At 43.0% G+C, this 21,181-nt stretch carries 16 protein-coding genes; 6 read left to right on the top strand and 10 right to left on the bottom strand.

Features of this window, described 5'->3' with window-relative positions:
* Positions 1-462 precede the first annotated feature (462 nt).
* Complete coding sequence (locus tag AAGR14_RS21555) at positions 463-2,997, top strand: ATP-dependent Clp protease ATP-binding subunit (protein ID WP_342648713.1); 2,535 nt, start codon at positions 463-465, stop codon at positions 2,995-2,997.
* 67 nt (positions 2,998-3,064) lie between these two features.
* Here the strand turns inward: AAGR14_RS21555 and AAGR14_RS21550 are convergent, their stop codons facing one another.
* The 9 genes from AAGR14_RS21550 to AAGR14_RS21510 form a co-directional block, all read right to left on the bottom strand.
* The gene (locus tag AAGR14_RS21550) at positions 3,065-4,276 is read right to left on the bottom strand and encodes a carboxypeptidase-like regulatory domain-containing protein (RefSeq protein WP_342646309.1); all 1,212 of its coding nucleotides are present in this window, start codon (positions 4,274-4,276) and stop codon (positions 3,065-3,067) included.
* 91 nt (positions 4,277-4,367) lie between these two features.
* On the bottom strand, positions 4,368-5,180 hold the full coding sequence (locus AAGR14_RS21545) for an SDR family oxidoreductase (RefSeq protein WP_342646308.1): 813 nt from the start codon (positions 5,178-5,180) through the stop codon (positions 4,368-4,370).
* Positions 5,181-5,218: 38 nt separating this feature from the next.
* On the bottom strand, positions 5,219-5,965 hold the full coding sequence (locus AAGR14_RS21540) for an energy transducer TonB (RefSeq protein ID WP_342646307.1): 747 nt from the start codon (positions 5,963-5,965) through the stop codon (positions 5,219-5,221).
* A 4-nt stretch (positions 5,966-5,969) separates the two neighbouring features.
* Positions 5,970-7,631 (bottom strand): DNA repair protein RecN, encoded by a 1,662-nt coding sequence (recN, locus tag AAGR14_RS21535; protein WP_342646306.1) that lies wholly within the window; start codon positions 7,629-7,631, stop codon positions 5,970-5,972.
* A 95-nt stretch (positions 7,632-7,726) separates the two neighbouring features.
* The gene (locus AAGR14_RS21530) at positions 7,727-9,595 is read right to left on the bottom strand and encodes a M56 family metallopeptidase (protein ID WP_342646305.1); all 1,869 of its coding nucleotides are present in this window, start codon (positions 9,593-9,595) and stop codon (positions 7,727-7,729) included.
* Between the two features lie 15 nt (positions 9,596-9,610).
* The gene (locus tag AAGR14_RS21525; protein ID WP_342646304.1) at positions 9,611-9,979 is read right to left on the bottom strand and encodes a BlaI/MecI/CopY family transcriptional regulator; all 369 of its coding nucleotides are present in this window, start codon (positions 9,977-9,979) and stop codon (positions 9,611-9,613) included.
* Positions 9,980-10,041: 62 nt separating this feature from the next.
* Positions 10,042-10,938 carry a DUF4835 family protein gene (locus tag AAGR14_RS21520; RefSeq protein WP_342646303.1) on the bottom strand — a complete coding sequence of 299 codons (897 nt, stop codon included), beginning with the start codon at positions 10,936-10,938 and terminating at the stop codon, positions 10,042-10,044.
* Positions 10,935-12,134 carry a bifunctional phosphopantothenoylcysteine decarboxylase/phosphopantothenate--cysteine ligase CoaBC gene (gene coaBC, locus AAGR14_RS21515; protein WP_342646302.1) on the bottom strand — a complete coding sequence of 400 codons (1,200 nt, stop codon included), beginning with the start codon at positions 12,132-12,134 and terminating at the stop codon, positions 10,935-10,937. Before coaBC ends, AAGR14_RS21520 begins: the two co-directional genes overlap by 4 nt.
* Before the next feature lie 115 nt (positions 12,135-12,249).
* The gene (locus tag AAGR14_RS21510; RefSeq protein WP_342646301.1) at positions 12,250-13,653 is read right to left on the bottom strand and encodes a tetratricopeptide repeat protein; all 1,404 of its coding nucleotides are present in this window, start codon (positions 13,651-13,653) and stop codon (positions 12,250-12,252) included.
* Positions 13,654-14,054: 401 nt separating this feature from the next.
* Here AAGR14_RS21510 and AAGR14_RS21505 point away from each other — a divergent pair, with 401 nt between their 5' ends.
* The 4 genes from AAGR14_RS21505 (at position 14,055) to AAGR14_RS21490 (ending at position 18,461) form a co-directional block, all read left to right on the top strand.
* The gene (locus tag AAGR14_RS21505; RefSeq protein ID WP_342646300.1) at positions 14,055-15,701 is read left to right on the top strand and encodes a S8 family serine peptidase; all 1,647 of its coding nucleotides are present in this window, start codon (positions 14,055-14,057) and stop codon (positions 15,699-15,701) included.
* A gap of 183 nt (positions 15,702-15,884) precedes the next feature.
* On the top strand, positions 15,885-16,868 hold the full coding sequence (locus tag AAGR14_RS21500; RefSeq protein ID WP_342646299.1) for a pyruvate dehydrogenase complex E1 component subunit beta: 984 nt from the start codon (positions 15,885-15,887) through the stop codon (positions 16,866-16,868).
* Between the two features lie 173 nt (positions 16,869-17,041).
* Positions 17,042-17,341 (top strand): metalloregulator ArsR/SmtB family transcription factor, encoded by a 300-nt coding sequence (locus AAGR14_RS21495; RefSeq protein WP_342646298.1) that lies wholly within the window; start codon positions 17,042-17,044, stop codon positions 17,339-17,341.
* Positions 17,342-17,357: 16 nt separating this feature from the next.
* Complete coding sequence (locus AAGR14_RS21490) at positions 17,358-18,461, top strand: NADH:flavin oxidoreductase (protein WP_342646297.1); 1,104 nt, start codon at positions 17,358-17,360, stop codon at positions 18,459-18,461.
* Positions 18,462-18,533: 72 nt separating this feature from the next.
* On the opposite strand, the gene AAGR14_RS21485 is transcribed toward AAGR14_RS21490, so the two are convergent.
* Positions 18,534-18,755, bottom strand: a complete 222-nt coding sequence (locus tag AAGR14_RS21485) for a hypothetical protein (protein WP_342646296.1) — start codon at positions 18,753-18,755, stop codon at positions 18,534-18,536.
* A gap of 148 nt (positions 18,756-18,903) precedes the next feature.
* Here AAGR14_RS21485 and AAGR14_RS21480 point away from each other — a divergent pair, with 148 nt between their 5' ends.
* Complete coding sequence (locus AAGR14_RS21480) at positions 18,904-21,159, top strand: Tex family protein (RefSeq protein ID WP_342646295.1); 2,256 nt, start codon at positions 18,904-18,906, stop codon at positions 21,157-21,159.
* Positions 21,160-21,181 lie beyond the last annotated feature (22 nt).

The raw sequence follows: 21,181 nt of genomic DNA, 5'->3' as shown, positions 1-21,181 counted from the left end.
ATAACAAAACTTTAGTTTTTAATTGTGCATAGTTAAGCAACAAATTACGTTAATTAAGGTATAAGGATTGGTACCCGGTTTTAAATTGTTTTATTCAACTAATTGACAGTGACGGCAGAAGCGCTTATGCCTTAATGTCGTGTACAGTGGCGAATTGGCAGATGATGGATGGCAAATAACTAACGGAGTACATTATTTTTTAAACTTTTTCAAATAAATTAAATCAAATACTAAATTGCATGTATTAATACCTCTAACAAAAGCCCTGTTTTATAAAAGTTGTTGCCCAAAAATCAAGTAATCTGATGGCTGCAACCTTACATTACATTTTGTTAACAATTAATACATAGTGTTGCACAATGTTGGCAACATTGTTGATATTAACATACATATTTCCGAATGCGTACCTAAAAGCTATACATCCGGATGTTAAACCAAAACATTTATATAGAAAGGTACTCGATGGAAGCTAAATTTTCGCCACGTGTTAAGGATGTTATCTCCTATAGTCGGGAGGAGGCTTTGCGCCTTGGACATGACTATATCGGGACTGAACATCTGCTATTAGGATTAATCCGCGACGGTGACGGTATAGCCATAAAATTGCTGAAAGGCTTAAATGTGGACACCGCCAAACTACGCCGCGCTGTTGAAGATGCTGTAAAGGGTACAACCGGCACCAATGTGCATATAGGCAGCATACCTTTAACCAAACAAGCAGAGAAAGTGCTGAAAATCACTTATCTGGAAGCAAAAATATTTAAGAGCGATATAATAGGCACTGAGCATTTGCTTTTGTCTATTTTACGCGACGAAGATAACATTGCCTCACAACTGCTAATGCAGTTTAATGTGAACTACGAAATTTTTAAAGGTGAAGTAGAATCGCATAAAAATATCACTGATGAGATGCCCGGATCATCAACCGGTGGTGATGATGATTTTAAAGAAGAAGAATCATTTAGCCAGCCTAAAAAGGTTTCGGACATTAAATCTAAAACCCCGGTGCTTGACAACTTTGGCCGCGATTTAACTAAAGCTGCTGAAGAAGGTAAGTTAGATCCGATTGTGGGCCGCGAGAAAGAAATTGAACGCGTTTCACAAATCTTGTCTCGCCGTAAAAAGAATAACCCGATTTTAATTGGCGAACCGGGTGTAGGTAAATCGGCTATTGCCGAAGGCTTGGCCTTGCGCATCGTTCAGCGTAAAGTATCGCGTGTGTTGTTTAACAAGCGCGTAGTTACGTTAGATCTGGCCTCATTGGTGGCAGGTACCAAGTACCGCGGCCAGTTTGAGGAGCGCATGAAAGCCGTGATGAACGAGCTGGAAAAATCTCCGGATGTAATTTTATTCATCGATGAGATTCATACCATCGTTGGTGCTGGTGGTGCTTCTGGCTCACTGGATGCCTCGAATATGTTTAAACCAGCTTTGGCCCGCGGAGAAATTCAATGTATTGGTGCTACCACTTTAGATGAGTACCGCCAGTATATTGAAAAAGATGGCGCATTAGACCGTCGTTTCCAAAAGGTAATGGTGGAGCCGGCTTCTCCAGATGAAACTATCGAAATTTTGACCCGCATTAAGGATAAGTATGAAGAGCACCATGGTGTCACTTATACTCCTGAAGCGATCAACGCTTGTGTGAGCTTAACTGCCCGTTATATCACCGATCGCTTTTTACCAGATAAAGCTATTGATGCGTTAGACGAAGCAGGTTCACGCGTGCACTTAACCAATATCCATGTGCCTCAAAATATTTTGGATATTGAGCAAAAGATAGAGCACATTAAGGTTGAGAAAAACCGTGTAGTGCGTAGTCAGAAGTATGAAGAAGCTGCAAAACTGCGCGATACTGAAAAGCATTTACTGGAAGAACTAGAGCAAGCTAAAGCTGCCTGGGAAGCCGAAACTAAATCAAAACGTTACACGGTAACCGAAGATAATGTTGCTGAGGTAGTATCTATGATGACTGGTATACCAGTGCAAAGAGTTGGACAGGCCGATAGCCAGAAATTGCTGAACATGGGTACCAGCATCCAGGGCAAAATAATTGGCCAGGATGATGCGATTAAGAAATTGACCCGTGCTATACAACGTACCCGTGCCGGATTAAAAGATCCTAAAAAGCCGATTGGTTCGTTCATCTTTTTAGGCCCAACCGGTGTTGGTAAAACAGAGTTAGCTAAAGAATTAGCCCGCTTTATGTTTGACACTGAGGATGCGCTGATTCAAATTGATATGAGCGAGTACATGGAAAAATTTGCCGTGTCGCGTTTAGTAGGTGCGCCTCCGGGTTACGTAGGTTACGAAGAAGGTGGACAACTGACTGAAAAGGTTCGTCGTAAGCCATACTCTGTAGTATTGCTGGACGAGATTGAAAAAGCTCACCCGGATGTATTTAACATTCTATTACAGGTTTTAGACGAAGGTCAGTTAACCGATTCGTTAGGTCGTAAGGTGGATTTCAGAAACACCATTATCATCATGACCTCGAACATTGGTGCACGTCAGTTGAAAGATTTCGGCCAAGGTGTTGGTTTCAGCACTGCAGCCAAGGCAAACCAAGCTGATGCACATTCAAGAGGTGTGATTGAAAACGCTTTGAAGCGTGCTTTTGCTCCTGAGTTTTTAAACCGTATTGATGACGTAATTGTATTCAACTCTTTAACTAAAGAGAATATCTATAAAATCATCGACATTGAATTGGCTTCATTATTTGGCCGTATCAATGGTTTAGGTTACAAAATTGAGTTGACTGAGAACGCTAAAGAAGTAATTGCCGACCGCGGTTACGACGAAAACTTTGGTGCCCGTCCGTTGAAACGAGCTATCCAGAAATACCTGGAAGATCCAATTGCAGAAGAAATACTAAAAGGCGAATTAGCCGAAGGTGATATCTTGGAGGTTGATTTTGACAAAGAAGCTAACGAGATTAAAGTTTCTTCCAAAAACAATGGTGAAAGCAAAACTCCGGAAGCAGAGCAACAAGGATAATTTAAAATTCGAATAAAACGACAAAAGCCGCTGAGAAATTAGCGGCTTTTGTCGTTTATGGTAGGTACTACGGATTATTTGCGCTGTTTGGGTCGTAATCATAGGGCAAAAGTTTGGCTATCCGGTCGGTGCTCCAGTTGCCTTCAAACACTACGGATGTTGGGTTAGCGATAATGCCATTTGCATCAAAAAAAGCATAGGGTTCGGTAAAGTTCATTAAGCTGGTAGGATAGTCCGGTGCTTTAAGTGAGGTAGTAACGTAGCCGGTATTGCCGCGTTTTTTAGTGTATATAACATATAAGATGTCTTTGTATCCTAAGGCATAAATGCCTTTCAAGTCAGTCCGCTTAATTAAACTATCAGCTCGTAGCGGCTTAGTGACCAGGTATTCGACCATTTTGGGTAACTTGTTCTTTTCCTGCCAATAACGGAGTGAGTCGTTATTTTGAATGACAAATTGCTTGCCTGACATAATCATCCTTCCAAATTGGCGCAATTTGGCTTTCACTAAGCTATCAGGCGGGCGTTGTGGATTTGGCTTGCGGATGAGTTGCATGGTTTTAAAACCATCCTCTGATAGTTGGTTACCCAAGGCCGAACGTAAATAATGCTGCGAAGAACCCAGATAGGCATTCAGCCGGTTTTTGTTCCAGCGCTTTTGCTGAGACTTTGAACCTTCTAACGGAATAAAAAAGGTATCTCCCTGATAGTAAAGCGAACCGCTGGCAAAGTTCCGGATGAAATCAGTGAGCCGGTATTTGAGTTTGTAACCTAAGGCTTTGTTTTCTATTTCCAGATAATCGTTGGATGTGGCAGTTAGTGTATTACTCTTTTTGTCAAAGTCGATGTTAAGTACATCAGGGTTGAGAATTTTACATTGCTCAGCATAATCAGTAGAACCTAAGAGCTCTTGTTTGAAAATGTTATAGTTCTGCTGCCAGTCGGGGTCGGGCTTTACAACAACGGCATTTAAGCTGATGGTTTTAGGAGTAAGTTCAATGTAGGGAATATTGAGCTGTTGATTAACCACGATGGTTTTGGTAAAGGTTTCGTACCCAACAGCCGATACAATTAACTCATATTGGCCGGATTTTACGTTTGCTAAGGTGTAGCTGCCATCATCCGAAGTGGCACTGCCTACCGTGGTATTGCTTAAAAATACACTGGCTTTTTCAATAGGTTTTTTGTCATACAGGTTGATGACTTTGCCCGTAACCGTATACTGCGCCCAAGCTAAAGCGGGCAGGAAAAAAAGAAGGCAAGCAAGCAACCGTTTCATTAAATCAAATATAACTAAATAGTTAGTTGTTTGGTGAAATAAAAAAGCCGCAGTTAAACTACGGCTTTTAAGAATATATCAACGAGATAACTTATTCTCCCATTCTTTCAATTACGTCTTGTGTTACACCGGTGAACGAGAAACCTCCATCGTGGAACAGGTTCTGCATAGTAACCATTTTGGTGAAGTCGGAAAACAGGCTCACACAATAGTCAGCACAATTGTCAGCCGTAGCGTTACCCAACGGACTCATTTTTTCGGCAAAATTGATAAAGCCATCAATACCCTTAACGCCCGAACCGGCCGTAGTTAAGGTAGGTGATTGGGATACGGTGTTAACACGTACTTTCTTTTTTACACCATAGTAATAACCAAAGTTACGGGCAATGCTTTCGAGCATGGCTTTACCATCGGCCATATCATTATAGTTAGGGAATACACGTTGCGCGGCAATGTAAGTTAAGGCTACTACCGAGCCCCACTCATTAATGGCATCATGTTTCATGGCAGCCTGCAATACACGGTGTAAGCTTACTGCCGAAATGTCTAAGCCTTTATGGGTAAAATCCAGGTTGTTTTCGGTATATGGGATATTTTTACGCACGTTGATGCTCATGCCAATAGAGTGCAGGATGAAATCAACGCCACCGCCAAAGTGTTCTTTAGCTTTTACAAACAGGTTTTCTACATCAGCCTCGCTGGTTACGTCGGCCGGAATTACCGGTGCATTAACCTCTTCGGCCAGTTTATTAATAGTACCCATACGCAAAGCGATGGGAGCATTGGTTAATATTAATTCAGCACCTTCTTGAGCGCAGCGCTGGGCTGTTTTCCAGGCAATTGATTTTTCATCAAGGGCGCCAAAAATGATACCCTTTTTACCTTTTAATAAATTATAAGCCATGTTGTTTCTGGTTGTTTATCGGGCGGTAAAGGTAAAAATTATTTATCAGTTAGTTTAAATTGTATAGCAACTGTTTGTGTGAGTGATTCCGGCCGTCCAAACACTCGTCCGGTTATCCAGCGTGGAGAGTTGGCTACTGCATGCATTACTTCCTCGTCACATTCATAACCAATTCCCCTTAAAAGTTTAAGGTTTTGAGTATAACCATCACGGTTTATATCAAAAGCCACTTCGACAGTTCCTTCAATATTGTTTTGGATAGCTTTCTTTGGATAGCTTAATTTACGCTGAATGTATTTGGTAAAACCTTCTTTTCCTCCGGGGAAGGATGGAGGCCCATTTACACTAATGTCTTTATAAAAATCTTCCAGTTTAAATTCAGGTATTGTTTCGGGCTTTTGCCTTTTAGCCATAACCGTTGAAGTTATGCTTTCAGCCTGCCTGGGTGCCGGTAGATTAATGGTGATGAATCTGCTGCCCGACACGGAATATTTACTGTAATATTTCAAATTTTCTACAGTGATGATGTCGTTAGGTAACAGCCCGCTAAGTTTAAATCGGCCTGTGCTATCAGTTCGTACATACAGAATGATGTGAGACGCACCGTTATCAATGTTGGCATTAGGTCCCTGAGCCGTTAAGATGATTTCCGGGGCAAGTTTACCATCAGGCGAATAAACAATGCCCTTCACATTAATGGTGTCAATTCGGACTGTTTTTTGAGTTTGCGCAAATGACAGGGTAGCTGCCAATGCAAACACAAGTACAACCAGCAGTCTTTTCATTAACTCAACTCTTCAGTAACTCTTTGGCATTTTGCAAAGCGCTTTTGCCCGGGTTGTCGCCACTCAGCATTTTGGCAATTTCTACTACGCGTTCCTGCTCAGTAAGCTGGCGTATTTGAGTGTAAGTGGTAGCCGTTTCGTTGTTCTTGTAAACAAAGTAGTGGCTTTCGCCTTTGCTGGCAATTTGCGGCAAGTGAGTAATGGTAATAACCTGCAGGTTGTGTGCCAGCCGCTCCATAATAATACCCACTTTGTTAGCCACCTCTCCTGATACACCCGTATCAATCTCATCAAAAATAATAGTGGGTAAAGCGGTATACCGGGCAATGATGGATTTAATGCTGAGCATTAAGCGAGACAACTCGCCGCCTGATGCTACTTTGCTCATTTCGGCCAGGTTGTGGCCTTTATTGGCGGTGAACAAAAAGCGGATTTGGTCGAACCCATTTTTAGTAAGCTCTTTATCTGCCGTGTAAGTATGCTCAATTTTTAACTGGGCATTACCCATACCCATTTCGGCCAGGGTGTCCATCACCTGGGCTTCAATATCGGGCAGCGCCTTAATGCGATTTTCGGACAGCTGGGCGGCCAGTTGCTGCAGGTCTTCTTTCTGCAGGTTGATTTGCTGCTGTAACGATTCTATTTCTTCATCGCCAAAAAGTACCTGCTGTATCTTACCCGATAACTCCTGTTGCAAAGCCAGCAGTTCGGCGTTGTTGCTTACCCGGTGCTTTTTTTGCAGGTTATACAATAAGCTCAACCGGGTGTTAATTTCGTCGGCACGGGCTTCGTTGGTTTGGGTTTGCTGCTCAATGATTTCAATCTCCGAAGCGATATCCTTAATTTCAATCAGCGAACTATTTAGTCGCTCATGCAAACCGGCAATTTCCGAATTAAATTTATCTAACGATGATATCTGCTGTCCCGCCTCTTTAAGCTGCAGCGTAATGGCTGCCTCACCCTCTTGTAGCAAGTAAAGTGCGCCGTTTAGTTTACGTTTTATTTCTTCGGCATTGTTTAAACCGTATAGCTCCTGTTCCAGTTCTTCCTGCTCATTCGCCGACAAGCCTGCTTTGTCCAGTTCATCAAACTGAAACTGGTAATAATCTAAGTCGGCTTTAGCCTTATCGTTATCCGTAATCAGCTGCTGTAACTTATTCACGGCTTTGCGGTAGGCCCTAAAATCGGACTGATACGATTGCAGCAAAGCCTGGTGCTTGGCCACACCGTCAACCACCAGCATTTGAAAAGCAGGGTCGTTAATTTCGCGGGTGGCTTGCTGCGAATGGATATCAATCAACTGTTCTCCCAGTAATTTTAAAGTAGCCAGATTGACAGGTGTGTCATTCACAAAAGCACGCGACTTACCATCGGCCGAAATTTCGCGCCGCAAAACAGTCTCGGCCTCATAGTCCAGGTCGTTCTCCTCAAAAAAAGCTTTCAGATGAAAATCACTGATTTTGAATGTGCCCTCAATAACACACTTTTTTTGTTGATTAAAGAAATATTTACTTTCGGCACGTTGTCCCAATATCAACGATAGGGCACCCAGAATGATAGATTTACCGGCACCTGTTTCGCCGGTAATGATATTTAAACTGGCGTCAAAGCCAATTTGCAGGTTATCAATTAAAGCGTAATTATGTATGTTGAGCTGATGCAGCATGAAGATTTATCCTTGTATACAAAGATACTTAATTGCAAAAGCAATGCCTAATGTTGCGTTTTTACTTACGCTAAATCAATAATTAAATGTCCTGTTTAACGAACCCATTTGGTAAAGTCGGGTTGGTCGGGATGCGTCTTAATCCAGGCCTGTATGCGTTGCTGGAATTCGGGGGTCTTGATATAAACGTTTAATGTATCGTGTAACCTTCGATACGCTTCATCAATCTGTTTTAACTCCGAGCTATTGTTGTATGCACGCACTTGTGATTGAAGTGCTTTGATTTCGCCTTTCAGTAATGTAATTTCAGGTGTGTCGAATACAGCATGTATGCTGTCTGATTTTGCACGGGAAATATCACGTTCAGTAATTTCTTTTGAATGCATTTGGTTTATAATTTTATCCAATGCATCAATTTCATTCTTATATTTTGTTTTTTTAGTCTGCTCCCATTCGTCTTTGTATTTTCGCCATTGCTGACTCTTGGTATACCCATCTATACCTTTCGATATGCCATACTTTTTTAAAATGCTGGCCTCTGTATTTTTAAAGTCGTCGCTTTGGGCAATTAGCTTCATGTGTGCAGCCCAAGCATCAATGCTATCAGCCAAAAGATACTGGTCAGCGGGAATTTGCTGTACCTTTTCTTTTAATTGGGGATGGTTGTAGTGTTTGTATAGTAATTCAATTTTTTCAGCCAGGTTGGTGTTTAAATCTCTGTAAACTGAACTGTCCCAATACTTATCTCGTTTAGCGCTGTACTTATCCATTTCATCCAGTATCCGTTCCATTTCTTTATCTCTGAAACGTGAAGTATCTGACGATATAAGTAGGTGAGCACTAATTTTCTTTTTGCTTGTCCTGACAATTCTGTTTTCATGCAAAACGACAATATCTTGTTGAGGTTGATGATCGCTCAACTGCTTTTTTACTCTTACTGTTATTTTCCCTTCTTTAAGTTGCGGCTTAAACCAGGCAATGCTCACCATGCCGCCAACCAATAAAATGATAGATAAAATCAGTGGCTTAAAATTACTTACCGGCTTTTCGGTTTTCATAATGCGTTGTATACGGTTAAGCAATAAAAAGCCTTTGCTTTTGGCGGCTAAAGTCAGCCGGATGGGTTGTGCGGCTTGTTGCAAATTAAGCAGCGCCTGCGCATAAGTTAAGGGTTGCTCCGTTATGCCAATCACCACGTCATCGCAACAGTTTTCACGTTCGGCAGCAATGGTGCGATTCAGCAGAATGACGAAAGGGTTGAAGAACAATAATCCTGTAAATACTTGCTGTATGTAGTTAATTAAATAATCATTCCTTTTGATATGGGCCAATTCGTGTAACAGAATGCTTTCTATCTGTTCTGCACTCAGGCCGGTATAAATAGAAGCCGGTAAAAATAGTATAGGCTTAAAGTGACCTGCCACGCAGGGTACGATAGCCCGCTTTGATATACCTGCCCTGATTTTTTTACTAAAACCTAATCTTGCAGATAGTCTTTCTATTTGTTCATTCAGCGAAGTATCGGTAATCAGCGTCTGCTTTAGTCTGGATAGTTGTTTGTGCCGGTAGGCGATCAGCGTAAACTGAAGCAGTAACCCGGCAGTATAAAAAATACTGAGGTACGGAAGATAAGGTTTAAACGAAAACGTATATACATCATAATAACTCACTGGAAGTTCTCTCAGCGAAGCCAGCGCTGAATCGAAGTTGAAATGATCGGATACCTTTTTTGCAGGATAATATAGCCAGGTCTGTTGGTAAAGGTGGGTAGCCAGCGTAACCATAAACCACAAAGAGACGGCCGCAAAAGCGGATAGGGCAAGATTGTATTTATGAACCGCCTTTAAGTTGGTAAAAATCAAAAATATAGTCCTTAACAGGAAATAAACAAACAGTCCCTGTAAAAGGGAATACAAAATGGATGTGCCAATAGAATCGCTCAGATTACCGATGATTGTCTCCATGATATTTATGCTTTATTATTTATCAAATTTTTGCAGATAGGCTTTAATCTCGTCTATTTCTTCTTTCGATGCTTTATGATGCCCCAAGGCCTGCATTACTAAATCTGCCGCAGAACCTTTAAAGAGGGTATTAATCATTTTTTCGACCGCAGATTTCTGCGTATGCTTTTCGCTTACGGCAGCACTGTAAATATGTGTTTTGGCAGATGAGTCGCGCGTTACCAAGCCCTTATCATGCATAATTTGCATCAACTTAAGGGTAGTCGTATAGCCGGATTCTTTGTTTTTAGACAGTTCTTCGTGTACTTGCCTAACCGTACAGTTGCCTTTTTGCCAAAGCACCTGCAAAATTTCGAGTTCGCTCTCTGTTGTTTTAATATTCATTTGTACGAATGTCTTCGTACAAATATCTACGATGAGTTTCGTATTTGCAAGAGTTTTGTAAATTATTGTTGCAGTGTTTGATACAAAGTGCCATTAGCCGGGTCGGCCTGGTTTAAAATATTCATGGCCTGCACCTTTTCCTGCGGACTGGCCTTTGCAAAGATGGCCACCAGTTCGCTGCGCTTGGCGGAAAAAAGTACTGTAGGTAGGGTAGCGCCCACACGTATCCGGTCTAATTGGGTAAGAACCGGTAGGGCCGACAGGATGACCTTGCGGCCATTAGTAGCATTATCGGCCATGGCATCTAAACCCAAGCGGTGATAGGTATATAAAAATTCGCGCAACGGGATGTAGGTTTTGTTGATGGTGTTTTCAGACAGCCAGTAACGGTTGGTATTATTGTCAAACGCTTTCCAGCCTTTGTATGATGAGCTTTGCGCATTAATGACCACCGTTTGTGCGTTTGCATAATAGGCCGTACCTCCAAATTTCGAAAAGCTATCATAATCAAACGCCATAATCATGTAGGCATAAAATGCCATCACCGAGCTCAGGTTACTCTCAAAAGTCTGATTATTAAAATCGATGGTCTGTCCTTCAGTGTAAGAGAAGTCAAAATCGCGGTCGTTTATACTCAGCAGCGGTGTGTTGTAAGAGGCATTGTAAACCGGGCGGGTAGATTGTACCTGCAATTCGCCGCTAAAACTGGTGCCGTTGTCCCAGGCAGTTATAGTGAGTATAAAGCTGCAGTCAATTTTTTCCTGAGGTTGTATAGCGTCTACACTCCATTTACGGCCGTTCAAGAATTCGCGCATGGCAGTTTGGAGCGAATTAAAGATGCGCTTGTTGGTGGTGGCAATTTTAGGCGACAATACTTCTACGCGGGCATTTAAATCCTGGGCAGCAGCAGTTAAGCTTATTGCACACATCCAAACCAACCAAACCAGCTTTTTTATCATACCGCTAATGCTATCACTTTTTGGCAAATATCAGCAGCTACCTGCTCTTTGCTTTTAGTATCAAAACTTGTTTTTTGCAGTTCCCGATCAATGATGGTTACTTTGTTAGTATCTAACTGAAAGCCTGCACCTTTATCATTCAGTGAGTTTAGTACAATCAAATCCAGGTTTTTCTTTTGCAGTTTTTCAACAGCGTTTTGCTCCTCGTTTTGAGTTTCTAAAGCAAAGCCCACTAAAATTTGCCCGGCACGCTTGCGCTGCCCTAACGTTTTCAAAATGTCAGTCGTCTTTTTAAGTTCGATGCTAAAGCTGTCAGTCTGCTTTTTGATTTTTTGCGTTGATACATTTACCGGCGTATAATCGGCCACGGCAGCACTCATGATGCAAATGTCAGTAGTGTCAAACTGTTGTGTACACGCCTCCAGCATATCAGCTGCTGATACGGTATCTATCCGGGTAATGTTGTGCTGTTTGCTGGTTTGTGCTGTTGGGCCGGTAACCAAAGTTACGGTGGCACCTTGTTTAGCCATTTCATCAGCTATGGCAAAACCCATTTTGCCTGATGAGTGATTGCCGATAAAGCGTACTGGGTCAATTGCTTCGTAAGTTGGTCCAGCCGTAATCAGCACTTTCTTGCCAGATAAAGGTAGATGCGTTGATATTCTTGAGGTGATGTAGTCTATAATAGCTTCGGGCTCGGCCATCCGTCCTTCGCCATGCAGCCCGCTGGCCAGTTCACCTGTGCCTGGCTGGATAAGCAGGTTACCATAGCTTTGCAGCTTATTGACATTATTAAGGGTAGCAGGATGCCGCCACATGTCCAAATCCATAGCCGGGGCAAAATACACCGGGCATTTGGCCGACAGGTAGGTAGCCATTAAAAGATTATCGCATTGCCCGTTAGCCATCTTAGCCAGCGTATTGGCACTAGCCGGTGCAATAATAAATAAGTCGGCCCAAAGGCCCAGCTCAACATGGTTATTCCAGCTGCCGGTATCCGCATCAAAATATTTAACCAGAACCGGTTTTTTAGATAAGGTAGATAAGGTGAGCGGCGTAATAAACTGCGTAGCATCCGGCGTCATGATTACCTGCACTTCGGCTTCGGCCTTTACTAACAGCCGTACCAACGAAGCTGTTTTATAAGCCGCAATGCTTCCGCATACGCCCAAAATAATTTTTTTGCCTTTAAGCATGTACAAAAATATCAATAAAAGCCGAAACTATCCGGGCATTATCATCAGCCGTAAATGCACAAAAAAAGGCGGCATTAATGGTGCCGCCTTTAATAGTAATGTAAGTAATATGTGATTATTTGGTATAACGTGAAATGATATCTAAAATCACTTTGTTTTTCTGCAACTGCGGCAGGTAATCAAACAAAATGTAGTGCTTATCCGGGTCTGTAGTTAAAGCCAGTTCCAGGTTGCTTAAGGCTTCATTATAATCGCCTTTGGCAAACAAGTAAGCTACCATACGATAGTATAATTCTGCAGCATCCGGGTTGTGCTTAATAGCATCAGCAATTACTTCAATGGCGTCATGCAACCGGTCTTGCTCGTAAAGTATCGAAGAGTAATCCAGCCAGGCATCCACATCCAGGGGGTTTAATTCAACCACTTTATCATAAGCAACTTCAGCTTCGGCTAAATGGCCCAGTTTATATTCGGCATCGGCAATAGCAAACCAGTAATCGGCATTAAGCGCATCTAAATCAAGTGCTTTACGATAAAAGTGCAAGGCTTCAAAATAGCGCTCTTCAAAATCAAGCGTTACGCCAATACCAAACCAGGCATCAGCCAGTTTGCTATCCATTCGTACGGCCTTTTTGTAAAAAGAGCGGGCCTCATCCATTTGCTCGAGCTTTTCGTAACACTCGCCAATGGCGCAATACGTGTCGGCATTGGGTTGTTCGTACTCAAAAGTCTGGCGGTATACTTCAATAGCCTCAGCATATTTTTCTAAGTTTACCAGTGCATTACCTTTATTAAAGTAAGCCGATGCAAAATTATCTTTAATTAAAATGGCGTAATCGTAAGCATCAATAGCCTTTTCAAATAAGCCTAATTTAGTAAATGCATTGCCTAAGTTATACCAAGCTGCGTAACTATAAGGCTCATTGTCAATATATTGCTGGTAAAACTGGATGCTTTCCTGTTGATTGTCAATTACATCATAGCAAAAAGCCAATTCATACAATGCATCCTGGTTTTCCATATTTTGCTTAAGGCATTCCTTAAGATAATGGATGGCTTGCTCATAATCTCCCATGTTTTGGTAAACATAAGCCATATGCAATAGTATATCGTCGGTTTCTTCGGCCATGGTTAGGGCCTTGGCGTAATTCTCAATGGCCTCGGTGTACCGGTCCATGCTTTCGTACAAGTTACCGCGAATAATATAGATATCTGCATCCGAAGCTTCGAGCAGCGCAGCTTTATCCAGCGCGGCAAAAGCTTCAGAAACTTTGTTAGTGACTACTAAAAGCTGAGCCTGCTTAATTAAAAATACGGCAGCAAACGGATGCTGGTTACGGGCATACTCCACTACCTGAAGCGCCTTCACCGGGTCGTTTTTCTCAATGTAATAATCAATAATGTTTTCAAATGCCTGCGCATCGAAAAAATACTGATCATGATTGCGGATCATCTCCTCGTAGCGTTCTACCGAAAACTTGGGGTCTTCAGTAAAACCAAATTCATATTCTTCTTCCATCTGATCGTATTTTAACAACTATACTATTAATATAGCAAAAATTAGGCATACAATAGTGAGTAGCTGAATTTAAGTTACAATTATAAGGGCTTAGGCTACAATATAGTTTTCAACATTGCACGGCTGTGGAAAAAAATAAATGTAACATATTGACAATGAATAAGTAGTAATTTGCCATGTTTATAGTTTTATTTTGTCTGCGTAAAGTAAGCTTTTAAGCAATAAGAATGGTATAGTCAAAGTGTCAGGCTGTGATTGCGTTTCAACTTAAAACGCACGGGGATAGTGTTTTGGTATACAGTTTTTACAGGTATACTGCTATGCTGCAATTAATCTCAAACTTTGTCGTTTACAAAAAGAGTTAAAGTTAATTTATAATATCTTGCCTGCAAATTTCAAGAATGACTAACTATCATAAACATCTTATAGGATACGCTTTATGCGGATCTTTACTATGCGGCGGCATAGCCCATGCCCAAACCGCTCCTGTTGCCGAGCCCGAGCTGCCAAAAAACTGGCATACCATGGATTTAAAATCCGACGGTTATTTTGGCATCAGCTTAAACAAAGCTTACCAGGCACTTAAAGGTAAAAAAAGCAAAACCGTAGTAGTAGCTACTATTGATAGCGGTATTGACACTGCACAAGCTGATCTGAAAAGTGTTTTATGGGTAAACCCAAAAGAAAAAGCCGGAAACGGTAAAGATGATGACGGTAACGGTTACGTTGACGACATGCACGGGTGGGATTTTTTAGGTGGCCCTGGTGGTAAATGTGATTTTACCGAAACTACCGAAGAAGTACGTGAGTATAACCGTTTAAAAGACAAATACCTGCCGCTTACAGAGGCTACTGCACCCGATAAAAAGGAATTTGCTTACTGGCAAACGGTTAAAGCCACTTATGATTCTACAATAACCAAATCAACCAGTGAGAGCAAGCAGTTATCGCAGATGATGAACGTGCTGATGATTACCAGCGGTTACGTAAAACGCGGTCTGAACCTGCCCTCTAACGGTAACTTTACCCTAACCAGCCTGAGCAAACTGCAAACGGCTAATGATACCATTGCGCAAAGTAAAAGCATCTGGACTTCTGTTTTTCAGGAAGAAGGACCAACAGCCAGCAACGATAAAATTATAAAAGAGCTGACGGAGTATTTAACTAAACTCAACAATGATATTAACCCGGATTTAGAGGCCCGCAAACGTATTGTAGGTGACGACCCAAATGTTTGGGATACCAAGCCGTATGGCAGCAATATTTTAAAATTTGATGATGCCTCTCATGGTACCGGTGTAGCCGGACTGATTGGTGCCGTACGCGATAACAACTATGGTATTAACGGGGTGGCAGATAATGTGCGTATTATGGCCATTAAAGCCGTGCCCAACGGCGATGAGTACGATAAAGATATTGCGAAGGCCATCCGCTATGCGGTTGATAACGGTGCTAAAGTGGTAAACATGAGCTTTGGCAAAAAGCTGTCGCCACACAAAAAATGGGTGGATGACGCCTTTAAATATGCTGCTGACCATGACGTGTTGCTGGTACAAGCTGCTGGTAATGACCATCAGGATGTAGATGCTAAACCGGAGTTCCCGAATGATATATTTGAGGATGGCTCGGTTAAGGATGCGGTTAACCTGCTAAGTGTAGGTGCATCATCAGCTAAAATGGGCGAAAGCCTGCCGGGCACTTTCAGTAACTATGGCGAAAATAATGTAGATGTATTTGCACCTGGTGTAAAAGTAACCTCGGTTGATAAAGACGCTGAGTTTAATACGGCTGACGGTACCAGCTTTGCATCGCCAATTACTGCCGGTGTAGCTGCTTTACTACTGGAGTACTATCCCGACTTAAGCGCTAAACAGTTAAAACAAATCATTATGCAATCGGCCAAACCGCTTACTGGTACCATGGTGCTAAAACCAGGTAGCCAAACCGAAAAAGTTGATTTTACAACCTTATGCAAAAGCGGAGGTATTGTAAACGCTTACGAGGCTGTGCAACTGGCCGGCAAAATGAAAGGCGAGCGAAAAAAATAATTTAATTGCTGTAAAAATATGACGAAGCAGGCTCTGGCCTGCTTTTTTTTTGTGTAAACAGTTCAGCTTAGTGAGTGTTAATGTTAAATTGATATAGGCTGCTTTATATCCGTTAAAACAAGTTGTTTTTAAAGTCGCATTAATTATATTTGCTCCCAGAAAAATTTTCATTCTAAATATATAATGAGAGAAATACAATTCAGAGAAGCGCTTCGTGAAGCTATGAACGAAGAAATGCGCAACGACGATAAAATATACCTGATGGGCGAAGAAGTTGCTGAGTATAACGGCGCTTACAAAGTTAGCCAGGGTATGCTTGACGAATTTGGTGCTAAACGTGTTATTGATACGCCAATCTCTGAGCTTGGTTTTGCCGGTATAGGTATTGGTTCGGCCATGAACGGCTTGCGTCCAATCATCGAGTTTATGACATTCAACTTCTCATTGGTAGCAATTGATCAGATCATCAACGCTGCTGCTAAAATGATGAGCATGAGTGGTGGCCAGTTCCCGGTGCCTATTGTATTCCGCGGCCCAACCGGTAACGCAGGTATGCTAAGCTCTCAGCACAGCCAATGTTTTGAAAACTGGTTTGCTAACTGCCCGGGTTTAAAAGTAGTAGTACCATCAAACCCATATGATGCTAAAGGTTTATTAAAATCAGCTATCCTTGATCCGGATCCGGTTATTTTTATGGAGTCGGAGTTAATGTATGGTGACAAAGGCCAGGTGCCCGAAGAAACTTACTACATTGAGATTGGTAAAGCTGCGGTAACCAAACAAGGTACTGATGTTACCTTAGTAGGTTTTGGTAAAATCATGAAAGTGGTTAATGCTGCTGCTGCTGAATTAGAAAAAGAAGGTATAAACGCTGAAGTGATCGATTTACGTACTGTGCGTCCTATCGATTATGATACCGTAATTGAATCGGTTAAAAAAACTAACCGTTTGGTATTGGTAGAAGAAAGCTGGCCTTTAGGTTCAATTGCTACGGAGGTTGCCTTTAAAGTGCAAAAAGATGCATTTGATTACTTAGATGCACCTATTCTGCGCATTATGGGTGGCGACGTGCCTCTTCCATACGCACCAACTTTAATTCAGGAGTATCTGCCAAATCCAGAGCGTGTAGTTAAAGCAGTAAAAGAAGTGATGTACGTAACTAAATAAGTTACGCTATTATATAGTAATAAGGAAAGGCTTCGCATTTGTGCGGGGCCTTTTTTGTTTGCAAAGATTTGGATTGTTTTCTTGAGCTCGTTTGATTATTAAACTACATATCAGCTTAGTGTCACAGTTGAAATGATTTTGGTATATCGGGAAAAGCCGATATATCTTTGTGCGTGGATCAGGTCGAGGTATTCAAGGCGCTTTCCAACAAAACCCGTTTGCAGATTTTAAACTGGTTAAAGCAGCCCGAAGCAAGCTTTCCGGAGCAGGCAGTTTATGGTTACGCACATGGCATTTGTGTAGGGCAAATACAGCAAAAAGCCGGTTTAACCCAATCAACCGTGTCCGAATATCTGTCAACGTTGCAGCGCGTGGGTTTGGTTAAAGCCACCAGGGTAGGGCAATGGACTTATTACCAACGCAACGAAGATGCCTTTGCAGAGCTTAGTCAGCTTATACAATCAGAAGTTTAATTTTTATACATAATACATGAAAACCGATAGCTTATTCAGGCCATTTGCCCTGAAATCTTTAAATATTAAAAACCGTATCGTTATGGCACCCATGACGCGGTCATTTTCACCAGATGGTGTGCCTACCGCAGAAGTGGCCGCTTACTACCGTAAACGTGCTGAAGGTGAAGTTGGATTGATTTTATCTGAAGGAACAGTGATCAACCGTGTTTCGTCATCAAACGACAAAAACGTTCCGCACTTTTATGGTGAGCAGGCTTTGGGCGGATGGCAAAATGTGATTAACAATGTGCACCAGGCAGGTGGCGCTATGGGGCCGCAGATATGGCATATGGGCGTAATGCCTAACCACCAATCGGGCTGGGTACCGGCCGAGCCGTTTGAAGGGCCTTCAGGTTTAAACAGTCCCGGCTTTAATAACGGCCGTGCCATGACCGATGCTGATATTGCCGATACTATTGCGGCTTTTGGTCAGGCTGCTGCCGATGCCAAGCGCCTGGGTTTTGATTGTGTAGAGATACACGGCGCGCACGGCTATTTAATTGATCAGTTTTTTTGGGAAGGTGCTAACTTACGGACCGATAGCTATGGCGGTGCAACACTGCCCGAGCGTAGCCGCTTTGCCATTGAAGTAATTAAAGAGGTGCGTAAACGTGTGGGCGAAGATTTTGCCGTGATTATACGCTTGTCACAATGGAAGCCTACTGCCTATACCAGTAAAATGGCCCATACTCCGCAAGAACTGGAAGCGTGGTTAAACCCGATGGCGGATGCCGGGGTTGATATTTTCCATTGCTCGCAGCGCCGTTTCTGGGAACCGGAGTTTGACGAGTCTGATTTGAACTTTGCCGGATGGGCTAAAAAGCTGACCGGTAAGGCCACCATAACTGTAGGCTCAGTAGGTTTAACCGGCGAATTTTTGGCAGCCTTTGCAGGCGAAAGTTCGGACCCAAGTTCGCTGGATGAATTGCTGCGCCGGATGGACCGTGGTGATTTTGACCTGGTAGCCGTAGGTCGCCCGTTATTGTCAGACCCATTTTGGGTACAAAAAATACGCGAAGGCCGTACCGAAGATTTAAAAGGATTTACCAAGGATGCTTTGGCCGAACTAGTAATGTAATTAGCTGTATTATTCTATTATGCAAAGGCCGGATGAGTGACGTCACTCATCCGGCCTTTGTTTTTATTAAGATTAACTGAACGATTCCCTGAATGCCACCATAATAGCCAGGCGGGTGTCTCGGTCCAGGTCAAAATCTTCAGGCCAGTGAGGGCGCTGCGGGATGTCGTTTTTAAACTCTATCGGGAACAGGGCAATAAATTCGTGGAGCGGCAATTCATATTGTAACCATTCGGTTTTTTTATAAATATCCTCCAGCCTAAACTCAAACTTCCGCATTTGATAAGAATCCATGTGCCCCCCCAGCCCCCAAAAGGGGAGTGTTAATAGTTAACGATAATACAAAGTTAAGAAAATCATTATTACTAAAATGCTCCCCCTTTAGGGGTCCGGGGGGCTTGTATTTTTCATTAACTTCGCGGTTCGTAATTGAAAAGTGAACATGATTGATCATTACATTAAAATAGCGCAGGAACTTGCGGTAGCTTCTAAACAAGTTACAGCCACCGTAAACCTGCTGGATGAAGGTGCCACCGTGCCATTTATTTCGCGCTACCGTAAAGAGCTTACCGGGAGTTTGGACGAGGTGCAGGTAACCACCATACGCGACCGCATACAACAACTACGTGAGCTGGATAAACGCCGGGACGCCATCCTGAAATCGCTGACTGATATGGGCAAGTTAACGCCCGAACTGCAAAAGCAGATTGAAGAGGCTGAAACCATGGTATTGCTCGAGGATATTTATTTACCTTACCGCCCTAAACGTAAAACCCGTGCTACCGCCGCACGCGAAAAAGGTTTGCAGCCTTTGGCTGAGGCCGTGTTGGCCCAAGGAAAATTGGATTTATCTGCAGAAGCAGAAAAGTATGTAGACGGTGAGAAAGGCGTAAATAGCCTGGAAGAAGCCCTAGCCGGTGCACGGGATATTATTGCTGAAACCATTAGCGAGAATGCCGAGGTGAGGACCCAACTGCGCGAGATGTTTGTAGAGAAGGGAACCTTTCAGAGTAAAGTGGTACCCGGTAAAGAAGAAGCCGGCATCAAATATAAAGACTACTTTGATTGGACCGAGCCGGTTAAAGCGGCACCATCGCACCGTATACTGGCCATGCGCCGTGCCGAAAAAGAAGAAATTTTATACCTTGATATTATGCCGCCGGAGGATGATGCCATTGCATTATTAGACCGCACGTTTGTAAAAGCTAACAACGCCGCATCAGACCAGGTGCGTTTGGCCATTGCCGACGGCTATAAGCGGCTGCTGAAACCATCGATGGAAACGGAAGCCCGTTTGCTGACTAAGAAAAAAGCCGACGAAGAAGCTATACGCGTATTTGCCGAAAATGCCCGTCAGTTATTGTTGGCTGCACCACTGGGGCAAAAACGGGTAATGGCTATTGACCCCGGTTTTCGTACAGGTTGTAAATTAGTTTGCCTGGACGAGCAGGGAAAGCTTTTAGAATATACTGCCATATTTCCGCATACCGGCGCCGGGCAAGTCCGCGAAGCGGAAAAGACTGTCAAATATCTGTTTGAAACTTATAAGATAGAAGCCATTGCCATTGGTAACGGCACGGCTGGTCGCGAAACCGAAACGTTTGTACGTAACCTGCAACTGCCAGCCGCGTTAATTGTAATGGTGAACGAAAGCGGCGCTTCCATTTATTCTGCATCAGAAGCAGCTCGGGAAGAGTTTCCGGATAAAGATGTTACCGTGCGTGGAGCGGTATCTATCGGTCGCCGTTTGATGGACCCGCTGGCCGAGCTGGTGAAAATCGATCCTAAATCAATCGGTGTGGGGCAGTACCAGCACGATGTTGACCAAAATAAATTACAAACTTCGCTGGATGATACCGTGATCAGTTGTGTAAACGCAGTAGGGGTGGAGCTTAATACGGCTTCTAAGCAGATACTATCGTACGTGTCGGGGTTAGGTCCGCAACTGGCACAAAACATTGTAGATTACCGTAACCAGCATGGCGCGTTCAAGCACCGCGCGCAACTTAAAAAAGTTCCGCGTTTGGGTGAAAAGGCATTTGAGCAGGCAGCAGGATTTTTACGCATCCAGGGCTCTGACAACCCGTTAGAGGCCAGTGGCGTGCACCCGGAAAGATATAGCCTGGTAGAGCAGATTGCGAAAGATAACAACGCCACCATTCGCGATTTAATGACGAATGAAAAGTTGCGCAAAAGTATCCCGCTGCAAAAATATACTTCTGACAAAGTAGGTTTACCTACCCTGAATGATATCATGACCGAACTGGCCAAACCCGGCCGCGATCCGCGCGAAAAGTTTGAAGCGTTTAGCTTTACCGAAGGGGTAAACGCGATTGGTGATTTAAAAGTAGGCATGAAATTGCCTGGTATTGTAACCAATATTACCGCATTCGGTGCCTTTGTAGATATTGGTGTACATCAGGATGGTTTGGTTCATTTGAGCCAGATAGCAAACAGATACATTAAAGACCCTAACGAAGTGCTTAAAGTGCATCAGCAGGTAGAAGTTACCGTTACCGAGGTTGATGCTAACCGTAAGCGAATTTCTTTAAGCATGAAAACCGAGGAGAATAAAAACAACGGTCCGGCTCGCAAGCCTGCTTTTGCTGGTCAGGCCAGTCAGCCCAGCCGTGGCAAAAAAGAGCCGGAAGGCGATATGCAGAGCAAACTGGCCGCCTTAAAGGCCCGGTTTAAATAAGCAACAGCAACAAAACGGCAAT

Source organism: Mucilaginibacter sp. CSA2-8R (assembly GCF_038806765.1).
Lineage (GTDB): Bacteria > Bacteroidota > Bacteroidia > Sphingobacteriales > Sphingobacteriaceae > Mucilaginibacter.
This window is presented reverse-complemented; position numbering and strand designations above follow the sequence as displayed.